Source organism: Ruegeria sp. SCP11, from assembly GCF_040329455.1.
Lineage (GTDB): Bacteria > Pseudomonadota > Alphaproteobacteria > Rhodobacterales > Rhodobacteraceae > Ruegeria > Ruegeria atlantica_E.
The window spans coordinates 89,950-112,004 of record NZ_JBDZYG010000017.1; the positions used below are offsets into that span (position 1 = coordinate 89,950).

At 56.6% G+C, this 22,055-nt stretch carries 23 protein-coding genes and 1 tRNA gene; 11 read left to right on the forward strand and 13 right to left on the reverse strand.

The genetic code is table 11. The features are described from left to right. Positions 1-3 precede the first annotated feature (3 nt). Together ABLN94_RS21265 and pyk are read right to left on the reverse strand one after the other, a co-directional pair. Entirely contained in the window at positions 4-441 is a 438-nt protein-coding gene (locus tag ABLN94_RS21265; RefSeq protein ID WP_352996218.1) for a universal stress protein, read from the reverse strand. 245 nt (positions 442-686) lie between these two features. Continuing rightward, positions 687-2,132 (reverse strand): pyruvate kinase, encoded by a 1,446-nt coding sequence (gene pyk / locus ABLN94_RS21270; protein ID WP_352996220.1) that lies wholly within the window; start codon positions 2,130-2,132, stop codon positions 687-689. Positions 2,133-2,265: 133 nt separating this feature from the next. On the opposite strand from pyk, the gene ABLN94_RS21275 reads away from it, so the two are divergent. The 3 genes from ABLN94_RS21275 to ABLN94_RS21285 all read left to right on the forward strand — a co-directional run bounded on the left by ABLN94_RS21275 (position 2,266) and on the right by ABLN94_RS21285 (position 3,757). Then, positions 2,266-3,003 (forward strand): N-formylglutamate amidohydrolase, encoded by a 738-nt coding sequence (locus tag ABLN94_RS21275; RefSeq protein WP_352996260.1) that lies wholly within the window; start codon positions 2,266-2,268, stop codon positions 3,001-3,003. Positions 3,004-3,090: 87 nt separating this feature from the next. After that, entirely contained in the window at positions 3,091-3,330 is a 240-nt protein-coding gene (locus ABLN94_RS21280; RefSeq protein WP_352996222.1) for a DUF6868 family protein, read from the forward strand. Positions 3,331-3,442: 112 nt separating this feature from the next. Then, positions 3,443-3,757, forward strand: a complete 315-nt coding sequence (locus tag ABLN94_RS21285; RefSeq protein WP_352996224.1) for a DUF1244 domain-containing protein — start codon at positions 3,443-3,445, stop codon at positions 3,755-3,757. A 44-nt stretch (positions 3,758-3,801) separates the two neighbouring features. Here the strand turns inward: ABLN94_RS21285 and ABLN94_RS21290 are convergent, their stop codons facing one another. The 3 genes from ABLN94_RS21290 to dgcN all read right to left on the reverse strand — a co-directional run bounded on the left by ABLN94_RS21290 (position 3,802) and on the right by dgcN (position 6,705). Continuing rightward, positions 3,802-4,662: a D-amino-acid transaminase gene (locus ABLN94_RS21290; RefSeq protein ID WP_352996226.1), complete on the reverse strand. Its 861-nt coding sequence runs from the start codon at positions 4,660-4,662 to the stop codon at positions 3,802-3,804. Between the two features lie 11 nt (positions 4,663-4,673). Beyond that, positions 4,674-5,639: an N-acetyl-D-Glu racemase DgcA gene (dgcA, locus tag ABLN94_RS21295; protein WP_352996228.1), complete on the reverse strand. Its 966-nt coding sequence runs from the start codon at positions 5,637-5,639 to the stop codon at positions 4,674-4,676. Positions 5,640-5,703: 64 nt separating this feature from the next. After that, on the reverse strand, positions 5,704-6,705 hold the full coding sequence (gene dgcN / locus ABLN94_RS21300) for an N-acetyltransferase DgcN (RefSeq protein ID WP_352996229.1): 1,002 nt from the start codon (positions 6,703-6,705) through the stop codon (positions 5,704-5,706). A gap of 295 nt (positions 6,706-7,000) precedes the next feature. On the opposite strand from dgcN, the gene ABLN94_RS21305 reads away from it, so the two are divergent. Continuing rightward, the gene (locus tag ABLN94_RS21305; RefSeq protein ID WP_352996231.1) at positions 7,001-7,963 is read left to right on the forward strand and encodes an L-malyl-CoA/beta-methylmalyl-CoA lyase; all 963 of its coding nucleotides are present in this window, start codon (positions 7,001-7,003) and stop codon (positions 7,961-7,963) included. 35 nt (positions 7,964-7,998) lie between these two features. On the opposite strand, the gene ABLN94_RS21310 is transcribed toward ABLN94_RS21305, so the two are convergent. Together ABLN94_RS21310 and ABLN94_RS21315 are read right to left on the reverse strand one after the other, a co-directional pair. After that, positions 7,999-8,577, reverse strand: coding sequence for a PA14 domain-containing protein (locus tag ABLN94_RS21310; protein WP_352996233.1), 579 nt, complete (start codon positions 8,575-8,577; stop codon positions 7,999-8,001). A gap of 117 nt (positions 8,578-8,694) precedes the next feature. Continuing rightward, the gene (locus ABLN94_RS21315) at positions 8,695-9,147 is read right to left on the reverse strand and encodes an Lrp/AsnC family transcriptional regulator (protein WP_352996235.1); all 453 of its coding nucleotides are present in this window, start codon (positions 9,145-9,147) and stop codon (positions 8,695-8,697) included. 73 nt (positions 9,148-9,220) lie between these two features. Here ABLN94_RS21315 and ABLN94_RS21320 point away from each other — a divergent pair, with 73 nt between their 5' ends. Continuing rightward, a complete protein-coding gene (locus ABLN94_RS21320; RefSeq protein WP_352996237.1) occupies positions 9,221-9,817 on the forward strand; it encodes a LysE family translocator in 597 nt (198 codons plus the stop codon). Between the two features lies 1 nt (position 9,818). Here ABLN94_RS21320 and ABLN94_RS21325 read toward each other — a convergent pair whose 3' ends face one another. After that, a complete protein-coding gene (locus tag ABLN94_RS21325) occupies positions 9,819-10,652 on the reverse strand; it encodes an AraC family transcriptional regulator (RefSeq protein WP_352996238.1) in 834 nt (277 codons plus the stop codon). A 123-nt stretch (positions 10,653-10,775) separates the two neighbouring features. On the opposite strand from ABLN94_RS21325, the gene ABLN94_RS21330 reads away from it, so the two are divergent. Then, entirely contained in the window at positions 10,776-11,738 is a 963-nt protein-coding gene (locus ABLN94_RS21330; RefSeq protein WP_352996240.1) for an acetyl-CoA carboxylase carboxyltransferase subunit alpha, read from the forward strand. A 4-nt stretch (positions 11,739-11,742) separates the two neighbouring features. Here ABLN94_RS21330 and ABLN94_RS21335 read toward each other — a convergent pair whose 3' ends face one another. From ABLN94_RS21335 to ABLN94_RS21345, 3 genes are all read right to left on the reverse strand, one after another. Then, a complete protein-coding gene (locus ABLN94_RS21335; RefSeq protein ID WP_352996242.1) occupies positions 11,743-12,870 on the reverse strand; it encodes a lytic murein transglycosylase in 1,128 nt (375 codons plus the stop codon). A 111-nt stretch (positions 12,871-12,981) separates the two neighbouring features. Further along, positions 12,982-13,629: a GntR family transcriptional regulator gene (locus ABLN94_RS21340; RefSeq protein ID WP_352996244.1), complete on the reverse strand. Its 648-nt coding sequence runs from the start codon at positions 13,627-13,629 to the stop codon at positions 12,982-12,984. Positions 13,630-13,659: 30 nt separating this feature from the next. Next, positions 13,660-14,355 carry a M48 family metallopeptidase gene (locus ABLN94_RS21345; RefSeq protein WP_352996246.1) on the reverse strand — a complete coding sequence of 232 codons (696 nt, stop codon included), beginning with the start codon at positions 14,353-14,355 and terminating at the stop codon, positions 13,660-13,662. A 100-nt stretch (positions 14,356-14,455) separates the two neighbouring features. Between ABLN94_RS21345 and ABLN94_RS21350 the strand changes: the two genes are divergently transcribed. From ABLN94_RS21350 to ABLN94_RS21365, 4 genes are all read left to right on the forward strand, one after another. After that, the gene (locus ABLN94_RS21350; protein WP_352996248.1) at positions 14,456-14,782 is read left to right on the forward strand and encodes a TIGR02300 family protein; all 327 of its coding nucleotides are present in this window, start codon (positions 14,456-14,458) and stop codon (positions 14,780-14,782) included. Between the two features lie 141 nt (positions 14,783-14,923). Next, a tRNA-Ala gene (locus ABLN94_RS21355) sits at positions 14,924-14,999 on the forward strand. A gap of 1,069 nt (positions 15,000-16,068) precedes the next feature. Further along, a complete protein-coding gene (locus ABLN94_RS21360; RefSeq protein ID WP_352996250.1) occupies positions 16,069-16,191 on the forward strand; it encodes a hypothetical protein in 123 nt (40 codons plus the stop codon). Positions 16,192-16,601: 410 nt separating this feature from the next. Next, a complete protein-coding gene (locus ABLN94_RS21365) occupies positions 16,602-19,067 on the forward strand; it encodes an FG-GAP repeat domain-containing protein (protein WP_352996252.1) in 2,466 nt (821 codons plus the stop codon). Between the two features lie 786 nt (positions 19,068-19,853). Here ABLN94_RS21365 and ABLN94_RS21370 read toward each other — a convergent pair. Then, entirely contained in the window at positions 19,854-20,360 is a 507-nt protein-coding gene (locus ABLN94_RS21370; protein WP_170493603.1) for a hypothetical protein, read from the reverse strand. A gap of 408 nt (positions 20,361-20,768) precedes the next feature. After that, positions 20,769-21,719 (reverse strand): GlxA family transcriptional regulator, encoded by a 951-nt coding sequence (locus ABLN94_RS21375; RefSeq protein ID WP_352996254.1) that lies wholly within the window; start codon positions 21,717-21,719, stop codon positions 20,769-20,771. Between the two features lie 135 nt (positions 21,720-21,854). Between ABLN94_RS21375 and ABLN94_RS21380 the strand changes: the two genes are divergently transcribed. Continuing rightward, positions 21,855-22,055: GntR family transcriptional regulator (locus ABLN94_RS21380; protein ID WP_352996256.1), on the forward strand; the 201-nt coding region annotated here is incomplete at its 3' end.

Here is a 22,055-nt window from a genome sequence, read left to right on the forward strand (position 1 = left end):
CCCTCAGTTCACTACTGTGACCGGCACATCGGCATGCATGACCAGATTCTGGGTCGAGCTGCCGAACAGGCGTTTTTTGAACCCGTCTGCCGAAGCGCGCCCGACGATGATCTGGGTGCCACCGTGTTCAACCGTGATCGCATTCAGCGTCTCTGCTACGTCGCCATGGCGTACTATGCCTTGCGCTGAGAAGCCGTCAGCCTTTAGAGCGTCCACCGCTGGCGTGATAATCCGTGTTGTGGCCAGTTTGACCTCTTCTTCGCGCCGCTTGTGCCGCAGGGCGTTTTCTTCCGGTGTCTGGAAAGTAAATGGGGACCATTCGATCACATAAACCACAAGCAATTCGCATGAGCCGATACGTCCCGCCAAATCTTTGGCAAAGGCGATCGCACGTTCCCCGGTTTCTGTCCCGTCCAGTCCTATGACAATTTTCGTTGTCATGACGCTCCTCCGTTATCGTTGATTGTACCGGAGCCCGTGCCCCCGGCGGGGCAGCCGGAACCTGGAACTTAATTGAGTAGACTGCCCTGCGGACAAGTATCCGGGAAAAACACCGAAAAACAGAGGGGAAATTGCCGGATTCAACCCTGAGTCCGGCTTTTTATTGATTTGATTGATCTTTTTTTGCCTAAATAATAGGCAAACCTTACATTACAGCGTTCCTCAAGGACGGAAAACCGCCCCAATCAACCTGGATCGGTATTGTAGATCAGACGCTCGTCACAGGGTGCGATGCGCAGAATATTCGTGGTTCCGGGCACATTGAACGGCACACCTGCGGTCACAACGATCTGGTCGCTTTCTGAGGCGAACCCACCAGCACGGGCGGCGCGGGCAGCGTTGACAACGGCACCTTTGAACCGCTCAAGTTCCGGCGTCATCACACAGTGGCACCCCCAGGTGAGGCACAGGCGACGGGCCGTACCCGTGGCTGGCGTCATGGCGATGATCGGCACGCCGGGGCGTTCGCGGGCAGTCAGAAGAGCCGTGGTACCGCTTTGGGTAAAACAGCAAATAGCTTTGATATCGGTCTTTTCCGCAATCTCGCGCGCGGCGGCGACGATACCGTCAGCGATCGTTGTCCCCTTCGCGGTACGCGATGCGGTGATAATCTGCGTATAGGTCGGGTCGGCTTCGACCTCGATGGCGACCTTGTTCATGGTTTGCACGGCCTCGACCGGATACGATCCTGCCGCCGATTCCGCGCTGAGCATGATTGCATCGGTGCCCTCATAGATCGCGGTAGCCACGTCCGAGACCTCGGCCCGTGTTGGCATCGGGCTTTCGATCATGCTTTCCAGCATCTGCGTAGCCACGATCACTGGTTTGGCAGCGCCACGGCATTTCCGCACCAAGCGTTTCTGGATTGGCGGCACAGCGGAAACCGGCAGTTCAACACCCAAGTCGCCACGCGCAACCATGATACCATCCGAGGCGTCGAGGATGTCGTCAAACGCCTCAACCGCGGCAGGTTTTTCGATCTTGGACAAGATCGAAGCGCGACCATCGGCCAGCGCACGGGCCTCAAACACGTCCTTGGCGCGCTGCACAAAGCTCAGCGCCAGCCAGTCGACGCCCAGCTGGCAGACAAACTCCAGATCATCCCGGTCCTTGGCGGACAACGCCGCCAGCGGCAGCACGACGTCAGGCACGTTGACGCCCTTGCGGTTCGAGATCGTACCGCCGACCTCAACCGTGCAATTGGCAAAGTCCTGACCACAGTCCTTTACGATCAGTCGGATTTTGCCATCGTTCACCAGCAGACGCGCGCCCGGCTCCAGAGCCGCGAAAATTTCGGGATGCGGCAGGCAGACCCGATTGATATCTCCCGCAGCGGGATCAAGGTCCAACCGAAAATTCGCGCCCTCTTCCAGTTCTTCCGCGTCATTGGCGAAGACACCCACGCGAAGTTTCGGCCCCTGAAGGTCAGCCAAGATCGCGATCGGGCTGTCCAAATCCTTTTCCACCTGTCGGATGATCCGGTGCCGCTCGCGAATTTCGTCATGGCTGCCATGACTCATATTCAGGCGAAACACATCTGCACCCGCCTCATGCAGGGCGCGGATCATGTCATAGTCATTGGACGCCGGCCCCAGCGTCGCCACGATTTTTACATTTCTCAGGCGTCGCATTGGTGTCGTTCTCCTCACGTCTTCCTTGGGATTCGCAAAAATGTTACCGCAAACATTGCTTCAGGCCGCTTATTGCGCAATTCCCTTTCCGAAGCAACTGCCCTACACCTGCGACAAACTAGATGACAGGCTTATGACGTATTCCCCGTTTTTTATCCATGGTGCTGATCGCCCCTCGCGCTGGTTGATCACATGCGACCACGCAACCAACACAGTGCCGCCCGAAATCAACGGCGGAGACCTCGGCCTGCCGCGCGAGGATATGGAACGTCACATCGCTTATGACGTGGGTGCCTATGAGGTGTCCAAGCATCTGGGTGAGATATTGAATGCCCCCGTCATCGCCGCCAATTTCTCTCGGCTCGTGATCGACCCAAACCGGGGCGAGGATGACCCGACCCTTCTCATGAAGCTTTATGACGGCTCGATCATTCCCGGCAACCGCCGCGCCGACGCAGCCGAGCGCAAGCGGCGTCTAAATATGTGCTACCGCCCTTACCACAAGGCGTTAGAGCAAATGGCAGGCCTGCCGCACGCGGTGATCGTCTCAATGCATTCTTTCACTCGCCAACTGCGTGGCCGCGAGCCGCGCCCATGGCATATCGGCGTGTTGCACACCCCGGATGAACGTTTCTCGCGCCCGTTGATAAACCGGCTTGAGGCCGAAACAGACCTTTGCGTCGGTGTAAATGAACCTTATACCGGTGTGCTGCCCGGTGACGCGATTGACCGCCACTGCACAACACATGGCCGCCCAAATGCCCTGATCGAGCTGCGTAATGACCTGATTGCAGACAATGCCGGCCAGCGTGAATGGGCCGAACGTCTGGCCGTGATCCTGCAGGACGCTTTGGGCGAAAGCGGTCTGTGACGTAGGGTCAAACAAGGTCGATTCAACGCCTTACGTTCTTGTGAGGGCATCCTTTGAACCCCATATTTTATGGGAAAGGAGACGACCATGACTCAGGAATTCCTGACGACCGTCTTCGGCTGGATGACGGTCCTTAACTTTGCCCTTTTGGCGTTATCTGCCCTGTTGATCGTAACCCTGCAGGACTGGGCTGCCGGGATACACGGCCGGATGTTCCAGATGGAACCGGGCGATGCAAAAAGGGCCTACTTCAGGTATCTAGCCAACTACAAGATCCTGACAATCGTTTTCTGCCTAATGCCGTGGCTGGCCTTAAAGCTGGCATAAAATCGATATCCCCCGCTGGGAAGGGCCTGTTGGCCCTTCCTGTTTATTGTAACAAAGCTTTCGGATTGTTAGGTCAGGCACAAGACGCATGACACTCATTGGGAGCCCGACAATGGACAAGCAAACCGAAATCGAACTTCAGGCCGCCGCGTTCCGTCGGCTGCAGAAACACCTGATGGAAGATCGCACCGACGTACAGAACATCGATATGATGAATCTAGCGGGGTTCTGCCGAAACTGCCTGTCGCGCTGGTATCAGGAAGCGGCCAATGAAAAAGGCATCGAGATGGGCAAGGACGAGGCCCGTCAGATTTTCTACGGCATGACCATGGATGAATGGAAAGCCAACTACCAAACCGAGGCCAGCCCCGAGAAGCAGGCCGCCTTCAAGGTCGCGTTCGAAGAGAATGTGGGGAAAAAGGGCTAACGCCCGGAACGAAAAAGGCCCGCCGATTTGGCGGGCCTTTTTGTTTAAATCGCGGCCTTACGGCTTTCGTCCAGATAGATCTCGCGCAAACGGTTGGCGATCGGACCCGGAGTGCCATCGCCCAGCGCTACGCCGTCGATTTCTACTACCGGCATGACAAATGCGCTTGCCGAGGTGGTGAACGCTTCATCAGCCTCTTTCGCCTCGTCGATCGTAAACAGGCGTTCTTCGATTTCCATCTGCGCCTCTGCCGCCATGCGCAGCACGGCCTTACGCGTGATGCCGTGCAAAATGTCATTGGACAACGGGCGGGTGACAATCTTGCCGTTCTTGACAAAATAGGCGTTGTTGCTGGTGCCCTCGGTGACATACCCATCTTCGACCAACCACGCATCATCGCAACCGGCTTTCTTTGCCATCATTTTACCCATCGACGGATACAGCAGCTGCACGGTTTTGATATCGCGGCGGCCCCAGCGGATGTCCTCAATCGAGATGATCTTGGCACCCTTTTTCGCAGCAGGACTGTCGGCCAAACCAGGCTTGTTCTGGGTGAACAGCACTAGGCTGGGTTTGGTATCCGCCGAAGGGAACACAAAGTCCCGGTCGCCGTCCGACCCGCGGCTCACTTGCAGATACACAAGGCCTTCTTCAATGCCGTTCAGCTCGACCAACTTGCGGTGAATTTCCAGCAGCTCTTCCTTGGTGCAGGGCTCAGCCATCTCCAGTTCATCCAGAGACCGCTTCAGACGCACAGCGTGCCCCTCGAAATCAATCAGCTTGCCGTCCAGAACACTGGTGACTTCATAGACGGCGTCAGCAAAAAGGAAACCACGGTCAAAGATGGACACCTTGGCCTCGGTCTCGGGCAGGTATTCGCCATTTACGTAAACGGTGCGGGTCATGTCTTGTCTCCTCAGCCCCAAAGCGCAGCCACAGGCGGATGCACTCCGGCGTCATCAAATATCAGCGGGTTGTCGCGGTCTTCTGCCAACAGGAGCGGGCCGTCAAGGTCTGTGACCATCGCACCCTGCGCCAGCAGTGTCGCAGGTGCCATGGCTAGAGAGCTGCCGACCATGCAGCCGACCATCACCTGATAGCCCTCGGCCAGGGCCTGTTCGCGCAGGGCCAGCGCCTCGGTCAAGCCGCCGGTCTTGTCGAGCTTAATGTTGACCACATCATACTTACCCTTCAGGCCGGGCAGGCTGGCCCGATCATGACAGGACTCGTCGGCACAAACTGGCACCGGGCGCTCCATTCCGATCAGCGCGTCGTCTTCACCGGCGGGCAGAGGCTGTTCTACCAGTGCTACACCCAGCCGCACCAGATGCGGCGCCAGATCGGCATACACTTCGGCCGACCATCCCTCATTGGCGTCAACGATAATCTTGGAATTGGGTGCACCTGCGCGGACGGCCTCGAGGCGGGGCATGTCATCCGGAGTGCCCAGTTTGATCTTCAACAGCGGCCGATGCGCGTTAGCCGCCGCCTGCGCCTGCATCTTCTCGGGCGTATCCAGCGACAGGGTATAGGCGGTGATCTCGGCCCCTGGAACTGGCAGCCCGGCCAAGTCCCATGCGCGTTTTCCGGCGCGCTTGGCCTCCAGATCCCACAGTGCGCAATCCACCGCGTTGCGGGCGGCACCTGCAGGCAGCAGATCCATCAGCTGAGCGCGATCGAACGCATCGGGCAGCCCGGCGATTTCAGCCTCAACAGACTCCAGCGTCTCATCGTAGCGTGCGTAGGGCACGCATTCACCCCAGCCCTGATGAACGCCATCAGATACGCGCACGGTCAGCACCTTGGCTTCGGTCCGCGATCCGCGCGAAATGGTAAAGACTTGCGCCAGCCGGAATACATCACGAGAGACTTCAATCTGCACGCGCCTGCTCCTTCATATTTTCCTAAGTAAGCCCGCCGGAGGTATCCCCGACGGGCCTTTTTGATCACATCGCGGCCAGTGCGTCGACCAGCTTACCCGCGCCAAAGCGATAGGGGTCGGTGGCGGGCAGTCCCATCTCGGCCTCGACCTGCTCGATATAGGCACGTGCGTCGTCTTCGCTCAGATGCTGTGTGTTGATCGAGATGCCGGCGACCTGGCAGTCGGGATTGGCAACTCGCGCCAATGGCAGTGCCGTGTCACGCAGCTGCGCGAGCGTCGGCACAGAGTACTCCGGCAGACCGCGCATATGCGTACGGGTCGGTTCGTGGCACAGGATCAGCGCGTCGGGCTGACCACCGTGGATCAGCGCCATGGTCACACCGGAATAGGAGACATGGAACAGCGATCCCTGCCCCTCAATATGGTCCCAATGGTCCGCATCGTTTTCGGGTGTCAGGTATTCAACCGAACCGGCCATGAAATCCGCAACCACTGCGTCCAGCGGAACGCCCTGACCGGTGATCAGGATGCCGGTCTGACCCGTAGCGCGGAAGGTCGATTTCATACCGCGCTTGCGCATTTCGGCATCCATCGACATTGCGGTGTACATTTTGCCTGCCGAGCAATCGGTTCCAACGGCCAAGCACCGTTTGCCAGTGCGTTTCTTACCGTTGGCAATCGGGTACCCAACGGTCGGCACGCGAACGTCATGCAAAGTACCACCGTGCGTCTGCGCCGCGGCGACCAGATCACCTTCGTCCCGCAGCAGGTTGTGCAGACCCGAGGCGAGGTCATATCCCATATCCAGCGCGGCAATTAGGACCTCTTTCCAGGCTTGGCTGATTACACCGCCACGGTTGGCCACACCAATGACCAGAGTCTTTGCTCCGGCCTCTTTGGCCTCGGCCAGGGTCATGTCAGTCAAGCCCAGGTCGGCCTTGCAGCCGTCCATCCGAAACTGGCCCACGGCATTTTCAGGACGCCAGTCCCGAATACCGATGGCCACTTTGGCCGCCAATTGGTCGGGCGCATCGCCCAAAAACAGCAGGTACGGTGTCTCGATCATTGCGGTTCCCTCCTTTGATTCCGGCGCAGCCTATGGGACCTGCCCAACGAGTGTTTCGCGTTTTCATCCGACTCAACCGGGTCGAACGGGAAATTTTCGCGTGAGTTCACTGCAGAGCACAAGAATCTTTCAAGTTTTCACAGTGATCAAACTTTAATCACGGATGAAGTGCTGTATCGCGACGAATGCTGCGAATGCATTGCCGCAGATGCACAAAGACGCTTGCGTATGTTCGCGCAATTTAATACCTCAATGAGTAGGAAAATTGTAATTTCATTTCTCTCACGAGGTCCAAATGAGCTTTCGCCTTCAACCTGCCGCACCTGCGCGCCCCAACCGTTGTCAGCTGTTCGGGCCGGGATCAAATACCAAACTGTTCCCGAAAATGGCCGCGTCTGCGGCGGATGTGATCAACCTCGACCTTGAGGACTCGGTTGCGCCTTCAGACAAGGATGCTGCCCGCGCCAACGTGATCGAGGCTCTGAACACCGTCGACTGGGGCAGCAAGTACATGTCCGTACGCATCAACGGCCTGGATACGCCTTATTGGTATCGTGACGTGGTCGATCTGTTGGAGCAGGCCGGGGACCGTCTGGATCAATTCATGATCCCCAAGGTCGGCTGTGCAGAGGATGTCTATGCCGTGGATGCGTTGGTGACCGCCATTGAGCGCGCCAAGGGACGCACCAAGCCGATTTCGTTCGAGGTCATCATCGAATCCGCTGCTGGCATTGCCCACGTCGAAGAAATCGCGGCGTCGTCCCCCCGGATGCAGGCGATGAGCCTGGGTGCTGCGGATTTCGCAGCGTCAATGGGGATGCAGACCACTGGCATCGGCGGCACGCAGGAAAACTACTACATGCTGCGCGAAGGTGAAAAGCACTGGTCTGATCCGTGGCACTGGGCGCAGGCCGCCATCGTCGCCGCCTGCCGCACCCATGGTGTGCTGCCGGTCGACGGGCCGTTCGGCGATTTCTCGGATGATGAGGGCTACATCGCGCAGGCCAAACGCTCAGCTACGCTTGGCATGGTCGGGAAATGGGCGATCCACCCGAAACAGATCGCCTTGGCCAATCAGGTGTTCACCCCGTCGGATGAAGCGGTGTCTGAGGCACGCGAGATTCTGGCTGCCATGGAGCAGGCGAAGGCCAATGGTGAAGGCGCAACTGTCTACAAAGGGCGCCTGGTCGACATCGCCTCTATCAAGCAGGCCGAAGTGATCGTGGCTCAAGCCGAGCTGATCGCCGCCAACGGCTGACTTTAGAGAAAAGGCGCCCTGCGGGGCGCCTTTTGTTACCGACCGAAGACGTTGTTGGGCGTCCAGGTAAACTTCTCGCCTTGCTTGCCCGATTTCATCATTAGGCAAGACGTTCCTAGCTTCTGGTAATAGAATATTTTCAGAGGATACCATCCTGCCTGTGGAACCTCGACTTCGGTTCGTTGATTGGCTTCACATCCTTGAACACCATTCACGTGGCCAATCTGTTGGCCACCAACCCAAGCTTCTATTCCGTCGTTCGACCATGTTTCGAGTTCGTAAGTTCCGGGTGAATCAAAACGCATATACCCCGTGACCTCGGCGGCGACATTGTAAGCGCCGTCGAACGTCATGACATCCTCACCCTTACTGGTGTCTCTATAATCCAACCCCCGCAACGGTTTTCCGGGCTGCGCTTGAGACAGCAGGCTTTTTGCCTGGTTCAGATCTCGGATTTTTTTGTGTTGATTGCCTGTACCAAAGTACTTCACATTCAACCCGGCCTGCGGGTTGGGTTGTGGGTTGGCGGGTTGCAGTTTCAATGGCGCGGATATGGCTGCCCCGGCAATCAACGCCAAAGCTGCGGCAAGCGCACCGGTCCAGATGAATGTCATGGTCATCTCCCTGAATTTGGCCCAGTTGAGGTTGATCCCCATTTGTTGGACCTTTGACATGACAGTAAGACCTGAGTTTTCGCCCGGCAAGACAGTTAAAAATCACTTTCCCGCCTTTCAGGCACGCGTATCCTTGGGAGAGCCCATCACCACATAAGACGTGATTGAGGTTACATGCGGCAGCGTTCCAAGCACGTCCGTGTGAAACGTTTTGTACGCAGGAAGGTCAGCGCACTCCACGCGCAATAGGTATTCGATCGTGCCCGTAATGTTGTGACATTCCACCACTTCCGGCGCACGCTGGAGGGCGCGCTCGAAGCCTTCCTGCGCAGCCTTAGTGTGCTCCCCAAGGCCGACGCCAATATAGGCCACGAACCCCACGCCAAGCGCGGCGGGGTTCAGAACCGCACGATAGCCCGAGATCACTCCAGCGCGTTCTAACTCTTGCACACGGCGCAGACAGGCCGACGGCGACAGACCAACCCTGTCGGCCAGTTCCAGATTGCTGATGCGACCATCCCGGATCAGCTCTTGCAATATTTGGCGGTTTATTTGGTCGATCTTCGTCATAAATTGCAAGAATAGTGCAAGTACACTCCAAAACGCAATTTCATTTGCCAATTTTTCAGCAATTATGCGCGCTATGACCTACGATATTCTCCTGGCCCTGATCGCCTTTGCTTTCGTCTCGTCCATCACGCCGGGGCCGAACAACCTGATGCTGATGGCGTCGGGCGCTAATTTCGGCTTTCGCCGGACCATCCCACATATGCTGGGGATCGGACTGGGTTTCACCGTCATGGTTCTGCTGGTCGGAGCCGGTCTGGTGCAGGTGTTTGACCGCTATCCGGTCAGTTACACAGTTCTGAAGCTTGTTTCCGTCGGCTATCTGCTATTTCTGGCATGGAAAATCGCCCACGCTGCTCCGGCTACGGCCGGGACCTCCGAGGGCGATCCGATGACCTTTCTACAAGCCGCCGCCTTTCAATGGGTCAACCCCAAGGCCTGGGCGATGGCTCTGACGGCCACCACGGCCTACACGCCGAACCACACGCTGCAGGCCATCGTGATCGTGGCGCTGATTTTTGGGGTGGTGAACCTGCCCTCGGTCAGCACATGGACCGTTTTAGGGCAGCAGATGGCGCGAGTCCTGACGAACCCGCGCCGGCTGGTGGTGTTCAACTGGACCATGGCGGCGTTGCTGGTCGCCTCGCTCTACCCCGTCCTGTGGCCGAATTGAGCTACTTCAGAGGCAAGCAGATTTCGGTCAGCAATTCTTCGGGCGCGGTATCGCGCGGATCGTTCAGGTAGATTTCATAGCAGGGCTGGTCCGTGGGTTCTTCACCAGACTCCGGCAGCCAGTTTCCGAACAAGCTGTGGTAGGCAGCCGCAAGCCCTGAATACGGGCCTTGGAAGGTTAGAATGGCTGTCTTGCCACCGGGGATTTGCACGGTTTCCATCCCTTCTGGTGTCTCGTCGCCGCGAAACTCGGCCCCGGCGTAGCTGCGCAAATCCTCGACAGGAAGCGCGTCGGGGCTGTCCAAATAGATGCCAATCACCGGGCCGACCTGCGGCCATAGCTGGCGAGCCTCGCACAGCGCGCTGAAGGCCTCAAAACTTTTACCTATCTCGGCATAGGCGCCTTTGTGCGGCAGAGCGACCACGCGGCGGGCGGGTTCGGTACGGGTGGTAACTGGATGCATAGGATACTCTCCGGTTTTGAACTTTGGATGGGCGGGCAGAAACTGCCCGGCTTCACGAAAGGCAGCGGGACTGCTGCCATAGGCCTCGGAAAAGGCCCGCGCGAAAGAGTTCTGGTTGGGATAGCCGACATCCGATGCGATCTGCGCCACCGGCTTTTCAGATTGCACCAGACCAACCGCCGCGCGGTGTAACCGGATGCGGCGCACCGCCTGCGCACAGGTTTCTCCGGTCAGGGCGCGAAACACCCGATACCAGTGAAACCGCGACATGGCGGCGACGTCGGCCAAGGAATCCAGCGACAGATCCCCGGCGGGATGGTCATGGATATAAGCCAACACCCGCAGAATGCGATTTTCATAGCTGGTTGCCATTGGCATCCCTTCCTTCCTCTTTGCCCTTCCGAGGTTGCATATTCCGCATCCACAAATCTTGCTGAGTTGCATCCCGGGCGACCTCAGGTCATATAGCAGGGAACTTCCGCGTTGAGAGGCGTCATGACCCAGTATCTGGATTTCGAAAAACCCCTGGCCGAGATTGAAGGCAAGGCCGAGGAATTGCGTGCGCTGGCTCGCGCCAACGAAGAGATGGACGTGGCCGAAGAAGCCGCCGCCTTGGACGCCAAGGCTGCCAAACTGCTGGAAGAGCTTTACGGCGATCTGACCCCTTGGCGGAAATGTCAGGTGGCGCGCCATCCGGAACGCCCTCATTGCAATGATTACGTGGATGCTCTGTTCACCGAATTCACCCCGCTGGCCGGCGACCGGAACTTTGCGGACGATCTGGCGGTTATTGGTGGTCTGGCGCGGTTCAACGATCAGCCGGTCATGGTGATCGGTCACGAAAAAGGTTCGGACACCAAATCGCGGATCGAACGCAATTTCGGCATGGCCCGCCCCGAGGGGTATCGCAAGGCTGTGCGCCTGATGGAAATGGCCGGGCGCTTTGGGCTGCCCGTTATCACTCTGATCGACACAGCAGGCGCCTATCCCGGAAAAGGTGCCGAGGAGCGGGGCCAGTCCGAGGCCATCGCGCGCTCAACCGAGATGTGCCTGAAGATCGGTGTGCCGCTGGTTTCGGTGATCATCGGCGAAGGTGGCTCGGGCGGGGCTGTGGCCTTTGCCACGGCGAACCGTGTCGCGATGCTGGAACATTCGGTTTATTCGGTGATTTCGCCCGAGGGCTGTGCCTCGATCCTGTGGAAGGACGCTGAAAAAATGCGCGAAGCGGCCGAAGCACTACGCCTGACCGCGCAAGACCTGCACAAGCTGGGCGTTTGCGACCGGATCATCGCTGAGCCCAAAGGCGGTGCGCACCGTGATCGCCCTGCCACGGTCGAATCCGTACGCACTGCAATTGCCGACATGCTGCAAGAGCTGGACGGTAAAGATGCGGCGGCCCTGATCAAAGACCGCCGTCAGAAATTTCTGGATATCGGTTCAAAAGGGCTGGCGGCGTAAGCCGTCAGCCTCCCAAGCTGCGCAGCAACGCAACCGATGGCTCCCCGGTCACCGGCAGGGAATTCGCACGCTGATAGGCGCTGGTGGCCGATTTGGTGTTATTGCCAATTACGCCATCTGCGCCTTGGGTGTCATAGCCCGCCGAAGTCAGACGTCGCTGAAGCTCTTTGCGATCCTCCAATGTCAGACCGGTCGCGTCCGGCCCGAACGAGGCCTGAAACGGCGCACCACCCGCAATCCGGTCAGACAGATGCCCAACGCCGATCGCGTAGCTGTCTGAATTGTTATAGCGCTTGATCACCTGAAAATTGCGAAAAACGGCGATACGCGGCCCCGGCTTTTGCGGCTGCAACACCGCGACGGGCGTACCTGAGACCATTCCGACTTCTCCGCCCCAAGGTTGCCCACGAACCCAGCCCGCGCGCGCCAGATAGGCAGCGGTTGAAGCCAGCGAATCCGCTGGGTCATCCGACCAGATATCTCGCCGCCCATCGCCGGTGAAATCCACTGCATAGGCTAGGTAAGACGTGGGAATGAACTGCGTATGTCCCATTGCCCCAGCCCAGCTACCCGTCATTTTGTCGGGTGTCGTGTCACCTTCCTGAATGATTTTCAAAGCGGCCACGAGTTGCTTTTCAAAGAACGCGCCACGCCGCCCGTCATAAGCTAACGTGGACGTCGCCGAGATCACTGGCACATCACCGCGCCGCGCACCATAACGGCTTTCCAAGCCCCAGACGGCGACTACAACTTCTTTATCGACGCCGTATTTCGCCTCGATCTGCGATAGGGTGCCTGCGTGGCGCACCAGCATCTGCTTTCCGGTGGCGATCCGTTCGTCCGAAGCGGCAATTGCCAAATAATCCTCCAGCGAGCGTTTGAATTCGACCTGATTGCGATCCCGCTCGATCACGTCGGGCAGATATCCTGCCCTCTGGAAGGCACGGTTGAGGGTGGTTTGTGAAATTCCCTGCGATACGGCCCGGCCTTTGAAGCCGGCAACCCAGGCGTCCCACCCCGCATTGGGAACCGTCCGCATCCGAGAGGCGGGTGCGCTGGTGGGGGCACCGGTTGAACAAGCGGCCAGCAAGGTTGACCCGAGCCCCAATGAAAAAATACGTCGATTGATCATGGCTGAAATCTGCTCTTGTTGTGATTTGGTCCAGAGTAACCCAGACCCAATCTCCAAGCCACAACGACAAAGCCGATCAGGCGCATTTTCAGGTCTTCGGCGACAAGCCGCTCAGCTGACCAGCAACCGCAGGCCCTGTGTCACGTCCGAGCGAACCGCCAGCCGCAATCCGGGCTCGTCCCCTGCCTGCAACGCTGCGATGATCAGCTTGTGGTTATGCGGAGGATCCGTCCGCCGCAACCGACCGTAGAGCGCGCGCATGGTAGGGCCAAGTTGCAGCCAAACGGTCTCCGCAATCGCCAACATGGCCGGGGCCTGCGCCCGCAGATAAAGCGTGCGGTGAAACTCGAGATTGGTTCGGATATAGCCGACGGCATCGCGCTTGGTGACCATTTCGGCCACGTTCATGTTGATGCTCTGCAACCGGTCGATCAGCGCCATATGTGCCCGCGGCAGAGCACGGCTGGCCAGTTCGACCTCAAGCAGCGCGCGCAAGGCGGCCAGTTCCTCGATCCGATCGTTGGTCAGCTCGGGTGTCGAGACCCGGCCCGACGTGGACAAGAACAACGCCCCCTCGGCCGCCAGCCGCCGCACGGCCTCGCGCGCGGGGGTCATTGAGACACCGAACTCCTTGCCGATCCCTCGCAGGGTCAACGCCTGGCCAGGTGCCATTTCTCCGTGCATGATGCGCGAACGCAGGGCGCGGTAAACTTTGTCGTGAGTGACGGTTTGCGATTCAGAGGAGCGTGCGGTCAACATTCGCCCATGTGATCACAAATATCAGCAGGGTCAACTCACAGCGGCGTCAAATCTGTACTGATGAAGTTGCGCTCCGTTGTCGCGCAGCCAACGCCGCTGATCGCGAAAGTCGCCGAAAATTCGTTCAACCTGCGCCCAAAAAGCGGCTGAGTGGTTCATCTCGACCAGATGCGCCACTTCATGAGCAGCGACGTAGTGCAGGATTTCAGATGGGGCGAGGATCAGTCGCCACGAGAACATCAACCCACCGGTGGAACTGCAAGACCCCCAACGGGACCGAGTGTCGCGGATTGTCAGGCTGGAATACGACCTGCCCAGCATCGCGGCGTAATCGTCGCAGGCCCCGGTCAGACGATCCCGCGCCAGTTCCTTCAGAAACCGCGACAGGCGCCGCGCCTCGGACCCTTCGGGCACCGCAATCTCGTCGCCCTGCAGCAATACCCGTCGCCCGCTTGCCGGAACGATTCGCCGCTCCACCCCCTCGATGGGAATAACTTGGCCATACTGAACCACCGCCGGATCGGGTCGATCCTGCAAATGTTGACGTATCCACTGTTCTTTCACACGGGCGAAATCCAGTGCCTCGGCCTCGGGCACACCCTGCGGATAGGTCAGTGTAACCCGCCCGTCCAACTGGGAAATCCGCAAGCTGATCCGCCGCGCCCGTGCCGATTTGCGTAACGTTAGTGGCACCGGAGGCCGACCGGGCAGTGCGTGATCTCCCATATGCCTGTTTCTCCTGCTCAAAGGCTTTGACAGTGCCTGCTGCATGTGGCACGTGACCTGAATCATTATTACGACTCACCTGATATCAAGGGGATTTGACATGCCCAAGGAAGAATGGGGCGTAAAGCGCGTTTGCCCGACAACCGGTAAGCGGTTTTATGACCTGAACAAGGACCCGATCATCAGCCCCTACACTGGCGAGATCGTGGAGCTGGAAACCGGAAAAAGCCGGATGATCGCCGCTGACGCGGAAGATGCGGCCTCGGCCAAGGCGCGTGAGAACGCGTCGGAAGAAGATCTGGTTCTGGATGATGACGACAATGTCGACGTCGATCTGGACGACGACCTGCTGGACGATGATGACGACGGCAATGATAACGTCTCGCTGGACGATATCACCGACATGTCGTCGGAAGACGAAAACTAAGACCGGTCAGAGGCGGCCCACCGCCGCCTCATACCGACCAGGACGTAAGTCGGAAAGTTTTTGGCATTTTCCATTTTTTGGACTTGCGCTCACCGCCGCCGTCTCATAAACGTCCGTCCACTGCTTCGGCAGTACCTAGATGGGGCCTTAGCTCAGTTGGGAGAGCGCTTGCATGGCATGCAAGAGGTCAGGGGTTCGACTCCCCTAGGCTCCACCAAAACCTAATAGAACAACTCGTATCAAGCCTTAGAGCGGTGTAACACACAGGTGTGACACAAAATAAAGCTGCGTGCGCATCTCTCGTTGTCTAGACACGGCATGCGGAAAGGTTACATTTCATGCGGCGTTTCTATTCGCCCTCTGCAATTGGTGGCAGCAAGTTAGCATCATTTTTTAAGAGGTTGTCTGGAAGCCTCTGTTCCTTTGGCAACGGTGCTACAGTAGGAGCTTCGAGAGGGAACATCGGAAACTCATTGGCCCAGAACCCACCGCATCTCACACTGCATTCTTACAGAGCGGAAATGACTTCGGTCGACACAAGACTTGCTCCAAAAGTCCAAAGGTCCGCTTCTTCATCCCTGACTTCATACGCAACCAATCGCTTCGAGAGATATCGAGAAGGACTACCCAAGTCCCGTGATACCCAAGCCTTCTACCAACAACAAAAAAAAAGCCCGTCAGCTAACCGTTCGAGCTCATGTTCATATGGCAGTTCGAGGACAGCTTGTGTCAGTTCCCAAGGTGTTCCAAGAACGGGTTCAACATGACCATTCACAGTGTTTATGCAGGACACGACTTCAAACGCTACTTCGGCTCCTCTCGGGAACCCTTGTTCCGGCAAAATAGAGTTCTCGGCGATCACTGGAAACGAAGACAGAAAAAGTGCCGTCGCAAATGCCAGGCGTAACGATTTAATCATGCAATATAGGTAGTTAAGCAGACCCAATGTTTCCAGTACTTCCGTCGCGTTGCTATCGGCTAGTTGCTACTCGTTCTGATTGCGCTGGCTAGCTTGGCTTCAAATTGTTCCCAAACCTTCATGCGCCCCCTTTGCCGTGCGTCAGTCAACCACAGATTCTTACGCACATCCGGCACCTCTAGAGACCTTCGGCAACTACCCGACGGACCTGGTAAAACCCTGCACACTCAATTTGACCTTAGGTGGACGCCGGTGTGTTCGCCACGCGAAACTGCGCAGCACTCTCCTTAACACATGAGCAATCCAGCCTGATTGTGGGATCTGGTTAGTAGCGGACACTTGGTCAGATCCCATCTGGAAACAGATCATGACAAAGAAAAACGAAACCACCACACTTATAACGCTCGCAAAACGATATGCGCGGGCCGACCGTGTTGCTCAACACGCAGCGCTCAACGCGATTGCCGCCGCGTTGGGTTTTTCGCACTGAGCTGGGCTTGAAGCTTAGGCGGAGCAGGGTTGGCTCCCGAGCGCTGAGCAATTGGCGCTGGCCGAGGCAATTGTTCTCCAATCCCATAAAGGCACAGATGAAAAAGCAAGGTTCATAGACAAAAACTGCGCGCCCTTTTTTTAAAGTCGATGCCGCAGCTCTGTCTGCATTGATACGATTGACGGTTCCGTAGAGCATTACATCGGACGCCTTAATTCTCCCGCAAACGGACAAAAGTCCGAGTTGCGGACAAGGCGGACTATTTAATGACAGTTGACTGACGAAGAGACAAGACGAAGGAGAAACGTGATTCGAATCGGTTTTTCTGGCAACATCGTCGGCACTACCTTTTGAAGAACAAGATTTTCAGATCCCTAAAAACTGTAATTTTTTTTTAAAGAGGTGGCCCGATGCCCGATACCATTCCCAACGATCCTATTGAATCTGATTTTACTGCCACGCTGGCTCTAGGCCGAAATGAAGCTGAGAAATTCAGCTTTGACAGCGGGTTTAAAATCCAAACAAATCCACATGCCTCCGACGACAGCTTTTTGCAGGCCCAAGGTGATATTTCCAGGGCCGGAGGGCTATTTGAAGGTGAGTCTGGTTATTTTGATCTGACTGTCGGTTACTTCGACGAGACTGACGGCGTTTCTTACATGGAACTCGTCGTCAACGGAATTGTCGTCGACAGTTTCCAATGGGACAGCACAACCGGCAGCAGGATTGTGACACCCGATGGGCTACAAGAGCGCACGGTTCTCTCTGTCTGGCTAAACCCGGGAGACAGTGTCGTGCTGCGTGGTCGGGCCGATAGCGGTGAGCCGTTGCGCACGGATTATTTGGATATTGCACCGTCGGCCGATGGGCCGCCTCCGCCCTCACCAAGCAAGCCATTCATTGTCGAGGCCGAGACACTGGATATCCTCTCTGGTTTCAGAGTGGTTGAAAATCCCAACGCCTCGGGCGATGCGTTTTTGCAGGCCAGAGAAGGTGCCGAAGCCAGAGCGCTTTATACGGTTGAAAAAGCCGGCACTTTTGACCTTACGATCGGCTATTTTGACGAAACTGACGGCGTTTCGTCTATGCGGGTCCTGTTAAATGGCAACGAGATCGACAGTTTCGAGTGGGACAGTACCGATGGAAGCGATCTGGCCAATGCGAGTAGTCGCGCGGAACGTACAATCAAGAATCTGACCCTTGAGAAAGATGACCAGATCACGTTGATCGGTAAGGCCGATGGCGGTGAGCCGTTGCGAACGGATTTTCTGCGCTTCGAACCGTCGGCCGATGGACCGCCACCTCCCTCACCAGGCAAGCCATTCATTGTCGAGGCTGAGACGCTGGATATCCTCTCTGGTTTCAGAGTGGTTGAAAATCCCAACGCCTCGGGCGATGCGTTTTTGCAGGCCAGAGAAGGTGCCGAAGCCAGCGCGCTTTATACGGTGGAAAAAGCTGGAACCTTTGACTTTACGATCGGCTATTTTGATGAAACCGACGGCGTTTCGTCTATGCGGGTCCTTTTAAATGGCAAAGAGATCGACAGTTTCGAGTGGGACAGTACCGATGGAAGCGATCTGGCCAGTGCGAGTAGTCGCGCGGAACGTACAATCAAGAATCTGACCCTTGAGAAAGGTGACCAGATCACGTTGGTCGGCAAAGCCAATGGCGGTGAGCCGTTGCGCACGGATTTTCTGCGCTTTGAGCCCGTATCAACAGATCCATCACCCGAGCCGACCCCTGATGTGTGGTACATTGACAACGGCGAGGTGGTTCTGGGTCTTAATGACGGAACCGGCAAGTTCACAACGCGCAAGACGGGGATCACGCCGGGCGAAAACGGTACTTTGGCGGCAGACTTTGATGGCGATGGGCACACTGATTTCCTGACTGTGAACGTCACCGTCCCGCCCGAGATGGGTGTGACCGATGAATTCATTTTTACCACCACCCTCTTTTCCAATGATGGCACCGGAATTTTTCCCGAGTCCAAGACCTCGGAGATCAAGACAAGTTCGCTGTTCCCGTTTTTGGGACTCGGTGGTTTGTCTCTTGCAGCCAAAGATGCCGGTGACATCGACGGGGACGGTGACCAGGATATCCTGTTGTTTGACGAAAACGGCGACACAGCCTTTCTTTTAGAAAACGACGGAACCGGCAGTTTCAGCCTTTTGTCACGCAGCGAGATTGTGTCAGCTGCCTCCATGGAAGGTTTGATCGGTGATTTCGACGGCAATACCGCAGGCGATATTGTAGCGCTGACCGGGCCCACGGCCAGCAGCGTGAGCATCTATCTGAATGATGGGACCGGCAACCTGACCTCGTCCGGGTCTACCGGTTCGGGTCCCGAGACCCAATTTGATGGCCAAATTCTGGACCTGGACGGTGATGGCGATGAGGACGTGCTTTTTGTCGCCAACGGCGAGGGCCGCGGGATCTACACCTTGCTGAACGATGGCACAGGTGAAACCGAGCTAGGGAACAGCCCTTCGGTTGAAATAGATGAAGTCGGCCTCGTTGGCCTGGTCGAGGGTGGGAATTTCGATGGTGACGCCGCTATCGAAGTTGTCAGTGCAGGCGCCAGCGACGATAATCTTGATCCCGGTCTGCGTGTCTATGAAGTTGCCGATACCGGCAGCGGTAAGGAATTTGTGCTGCAATCCTTCGACCCAAGCATCACCGGCAACGTACAGGCCGCGGCAGATTACGACGGCGACGGAGATCTGGACCTGTTGATCGCGTCGGATGCGTCTCCGGGCACGTTGTCCCTGTTGTTGAACGACGGAGACGCGAACTTCACAGATGCGGGTGTCGTTTTGCCGACAGATTTAGTGGCAGATGAGTTCTACTTCTTCGACGACACCGCTTGGGTTTGAAAACCAATCCCCGTGTTTCCGGCGTCACAAAAAATATTGCGGGCCGCACCAAGGCCCGCAACGAAATTTTTGGAAAAGCTCCACAATGGTTCGCTAGCACAATGTCACAGACTTGAAGTTATGCTTTCATCATTAGACCCCGCGTGATTTTAAACTGGGGATAAGGGAACCAGGCATTCTTTTCTCAAAAAACTGGCTCCAAGCCCTTACCATTCGGGCCACTAGGGTGGTTAACTTCTGGCCATCAACGCCAAATAGGCGTACTTGAGCTTTCTGTATGGTTATCGTGTCGCCGTCCGCTACGTGGGCAGAGCCTCCCAGTTTTGTTGCGACCGGTATCAGCATAGCACTGCCAGCATCGAAGATGCGGTGGCTGCTTTGCCCCAAGGGAGCGGGATGCATCCAGTCCCGGCTTCAATTCCGAAGTTGCTTGGTATCTCGGCTTAATACTTCTTTCAGGCTGGCATTTTCTGCACACAACACTCGGATAAACACTCGGCCAGCTTAACCTCCAGACGCAACACGGGCGAGCTGGCGCAGCACTTTAACGTGCATCCAAAACGAGCCCACACAACAACCGTTGCCCTAGCATCAGTGTGACACCAGGGTGAGACACACCACAATATCTTTATTATCAGTGGATTAGGCGTTCGGCGACGCTCCCCCTAGGCGCCACCAATTCTCCTCCGAATTTTCTGGAAAGGACCAAGCGGACCTCTTGAGTGTTACTGCAGGTATTGCAGCTTTTCCACCAGCGCCTGAAGCAAAGACATTATTCTCAAGCGATCAGTTGATCCGAGTTGAAGCAGCCAAGGCACCGGCCAGCGCATTCTTGATCTCGTGCGGGAAATCGCGGCCTTCTTCGTACAACCCGGCCGCAACCCAACCCACAGTGTGTCCCCGGCTACCTATGTCATTGGCCCGTACCAGCGCCGGAGACGTTTGCTCCACACTGACCAAGGCCATTGACCGTTCGATTTCGCTTTCGGTCAGCACCATTTTCACCGCGCTGAAAATGTCGACGGAAACTTGCAAAGTCTGATGCTCCAACCGATGCGCCGCGTCTGTCAGAAGGCGCGTACAAAATGCCGAAAGGAAGTACCATCGGAAGATGGAAAACACGCGATCTTGCAATTCACCATGAACCGAAACGCCATCCGTGGCCAAACGTGAAATTCGCTCAAATGCGACTTCGGCAGCTTTGGATGCCTGGCAAATCTGTCGCTCGCGTTTAGCTATCGAGATCACACGCGGCGCAAATTCTACTGCGGCTTCGTGGGATTCCAAATTCATGCGGGTCCTCCAAGGCTAGCTCCTGATGAGGACATAGAAACTCTTAGAGAAAATCGGATGCGATTTAACGCCATTTTTCGCAGAAATAGTCCCTTAACTGGCTAAATAAAAATGTCATAAATGGTTTTTTAACGCAAACAAAAGTGGCCGTAAGAGCATAGATTTCGGCGCTGGCCTAGATTTTGGCGGATCTGGAAATGAGGCAAACTCTGCGGTTCCAGCCAAAAGATACATATCTCTGACACGATCTTGCAATAGTTGTGCCTCTTTCGCTGCGTACAAACACTCAATCCTGCTGATCAGTTTACGAGTTTGAATTTAACGAGGGGGTACGAGCGGGATCAGGGGGTGAGCGCCTGACCATCAGGGCTCGCCGACGGTCAGAGCAGCTCCCCCCGCCGCTTTCGGTTAATTAAGTTTGCTTTTTTGCGCATGCGGTGTGACGCCAAAGCTGGACCTGTACACGCGCGAAAAATGGCCGGGGCTTTCGAAGCCACAGGCCATTGCAACTTCTGTCACCGAGGCCTCGGTCTGAAGCAACAACTTCTGGGCGCGCTCCAGACGAAGTTCCATAAAATACTTCTTGGGAGAGGAGTTGAGGTATTTGCCGAACAGCCGTTCCAGCTGTCGCGTAGATATCCCAAGATCCTCGGCAATCTGCGAAGGCGATACTGGCGCCTCGATACAGTCCCTCATAATGTGGATCGCGTTGGCCAAGTGAGCATTGCGCATGCCGTTCCGCGATTGTAGCGATACACGCTGCTTGGCAGTGGCGTTGCGCACGGCGTTGTAAACCATCTGGTCGGCGACTGCGATGGCCAGTTCTTCACCATGATCTTGTCCGATCAGATGCAGCATCAGATCGGCCGTTGCAGTGCCACCCGAGGCTGTGATGTGCTTCTCATCGGCCACAAAGACACTGCGGACAAGATTCACCTCAGGAAAGGCCTCCATGAACGCATCATGGTATTCCCAGTGAATCGCGGCCTGCATCCCGTCCAGAAATCCTGCTTCGGCCAAAAGCCACGCCCCCGAACATAACGCACCAATGGCTGTACCCAGCGCCCGCTCACGGCGCAGGGTGGCCAGCAGCGGTCGCGTGACGTGGTTTCGCATATGGATACCGGACAACACGAATAGCTGATCGGTTTTTGGCAAAGCGTCCAACCCGCCATGTACCAATGTCACAGATCCGTTAGAACACACCGCCTGTTCTCCGTGCTCTGAGAGGAACGTCCACTCGTAAAGATCTTCTCCGCTGACCAGATTCGCAATTCGAAGCGGCTCGACTGCGCAGGAAAAGGCGAGGTGCGAGAATTCCTCTATAAGGATGAAAGTGATGTGGCGCGGTTGGCGCATGGGTGTCTCATTCAGCTTGGCGTGGTCGCTGATCTATGTTGCACTATTTTTTTATGTATACAAATTGTATTTTGATGGAATACAGGAGACACGGTAGGAACGATGCGATTCGTACCGAACCAATGGAGAGCCTGAATGAAGGAAGACGCAAAGTCCCGCAAAGATGTGCTCAGGGATCACCTGCGGGTGTCGATCCTGACATTGCGCTTGCAACCGGGCACCGATCTCGACGAATCGAAGCTTTCCGAAGAGTTTGATCTTTCTCGGACGCCATTGCGTGAGGTTTTGCGTCAATTGGCAGGTCAGGGCTATGTTGATCTGCGGGAAAATCGTGGT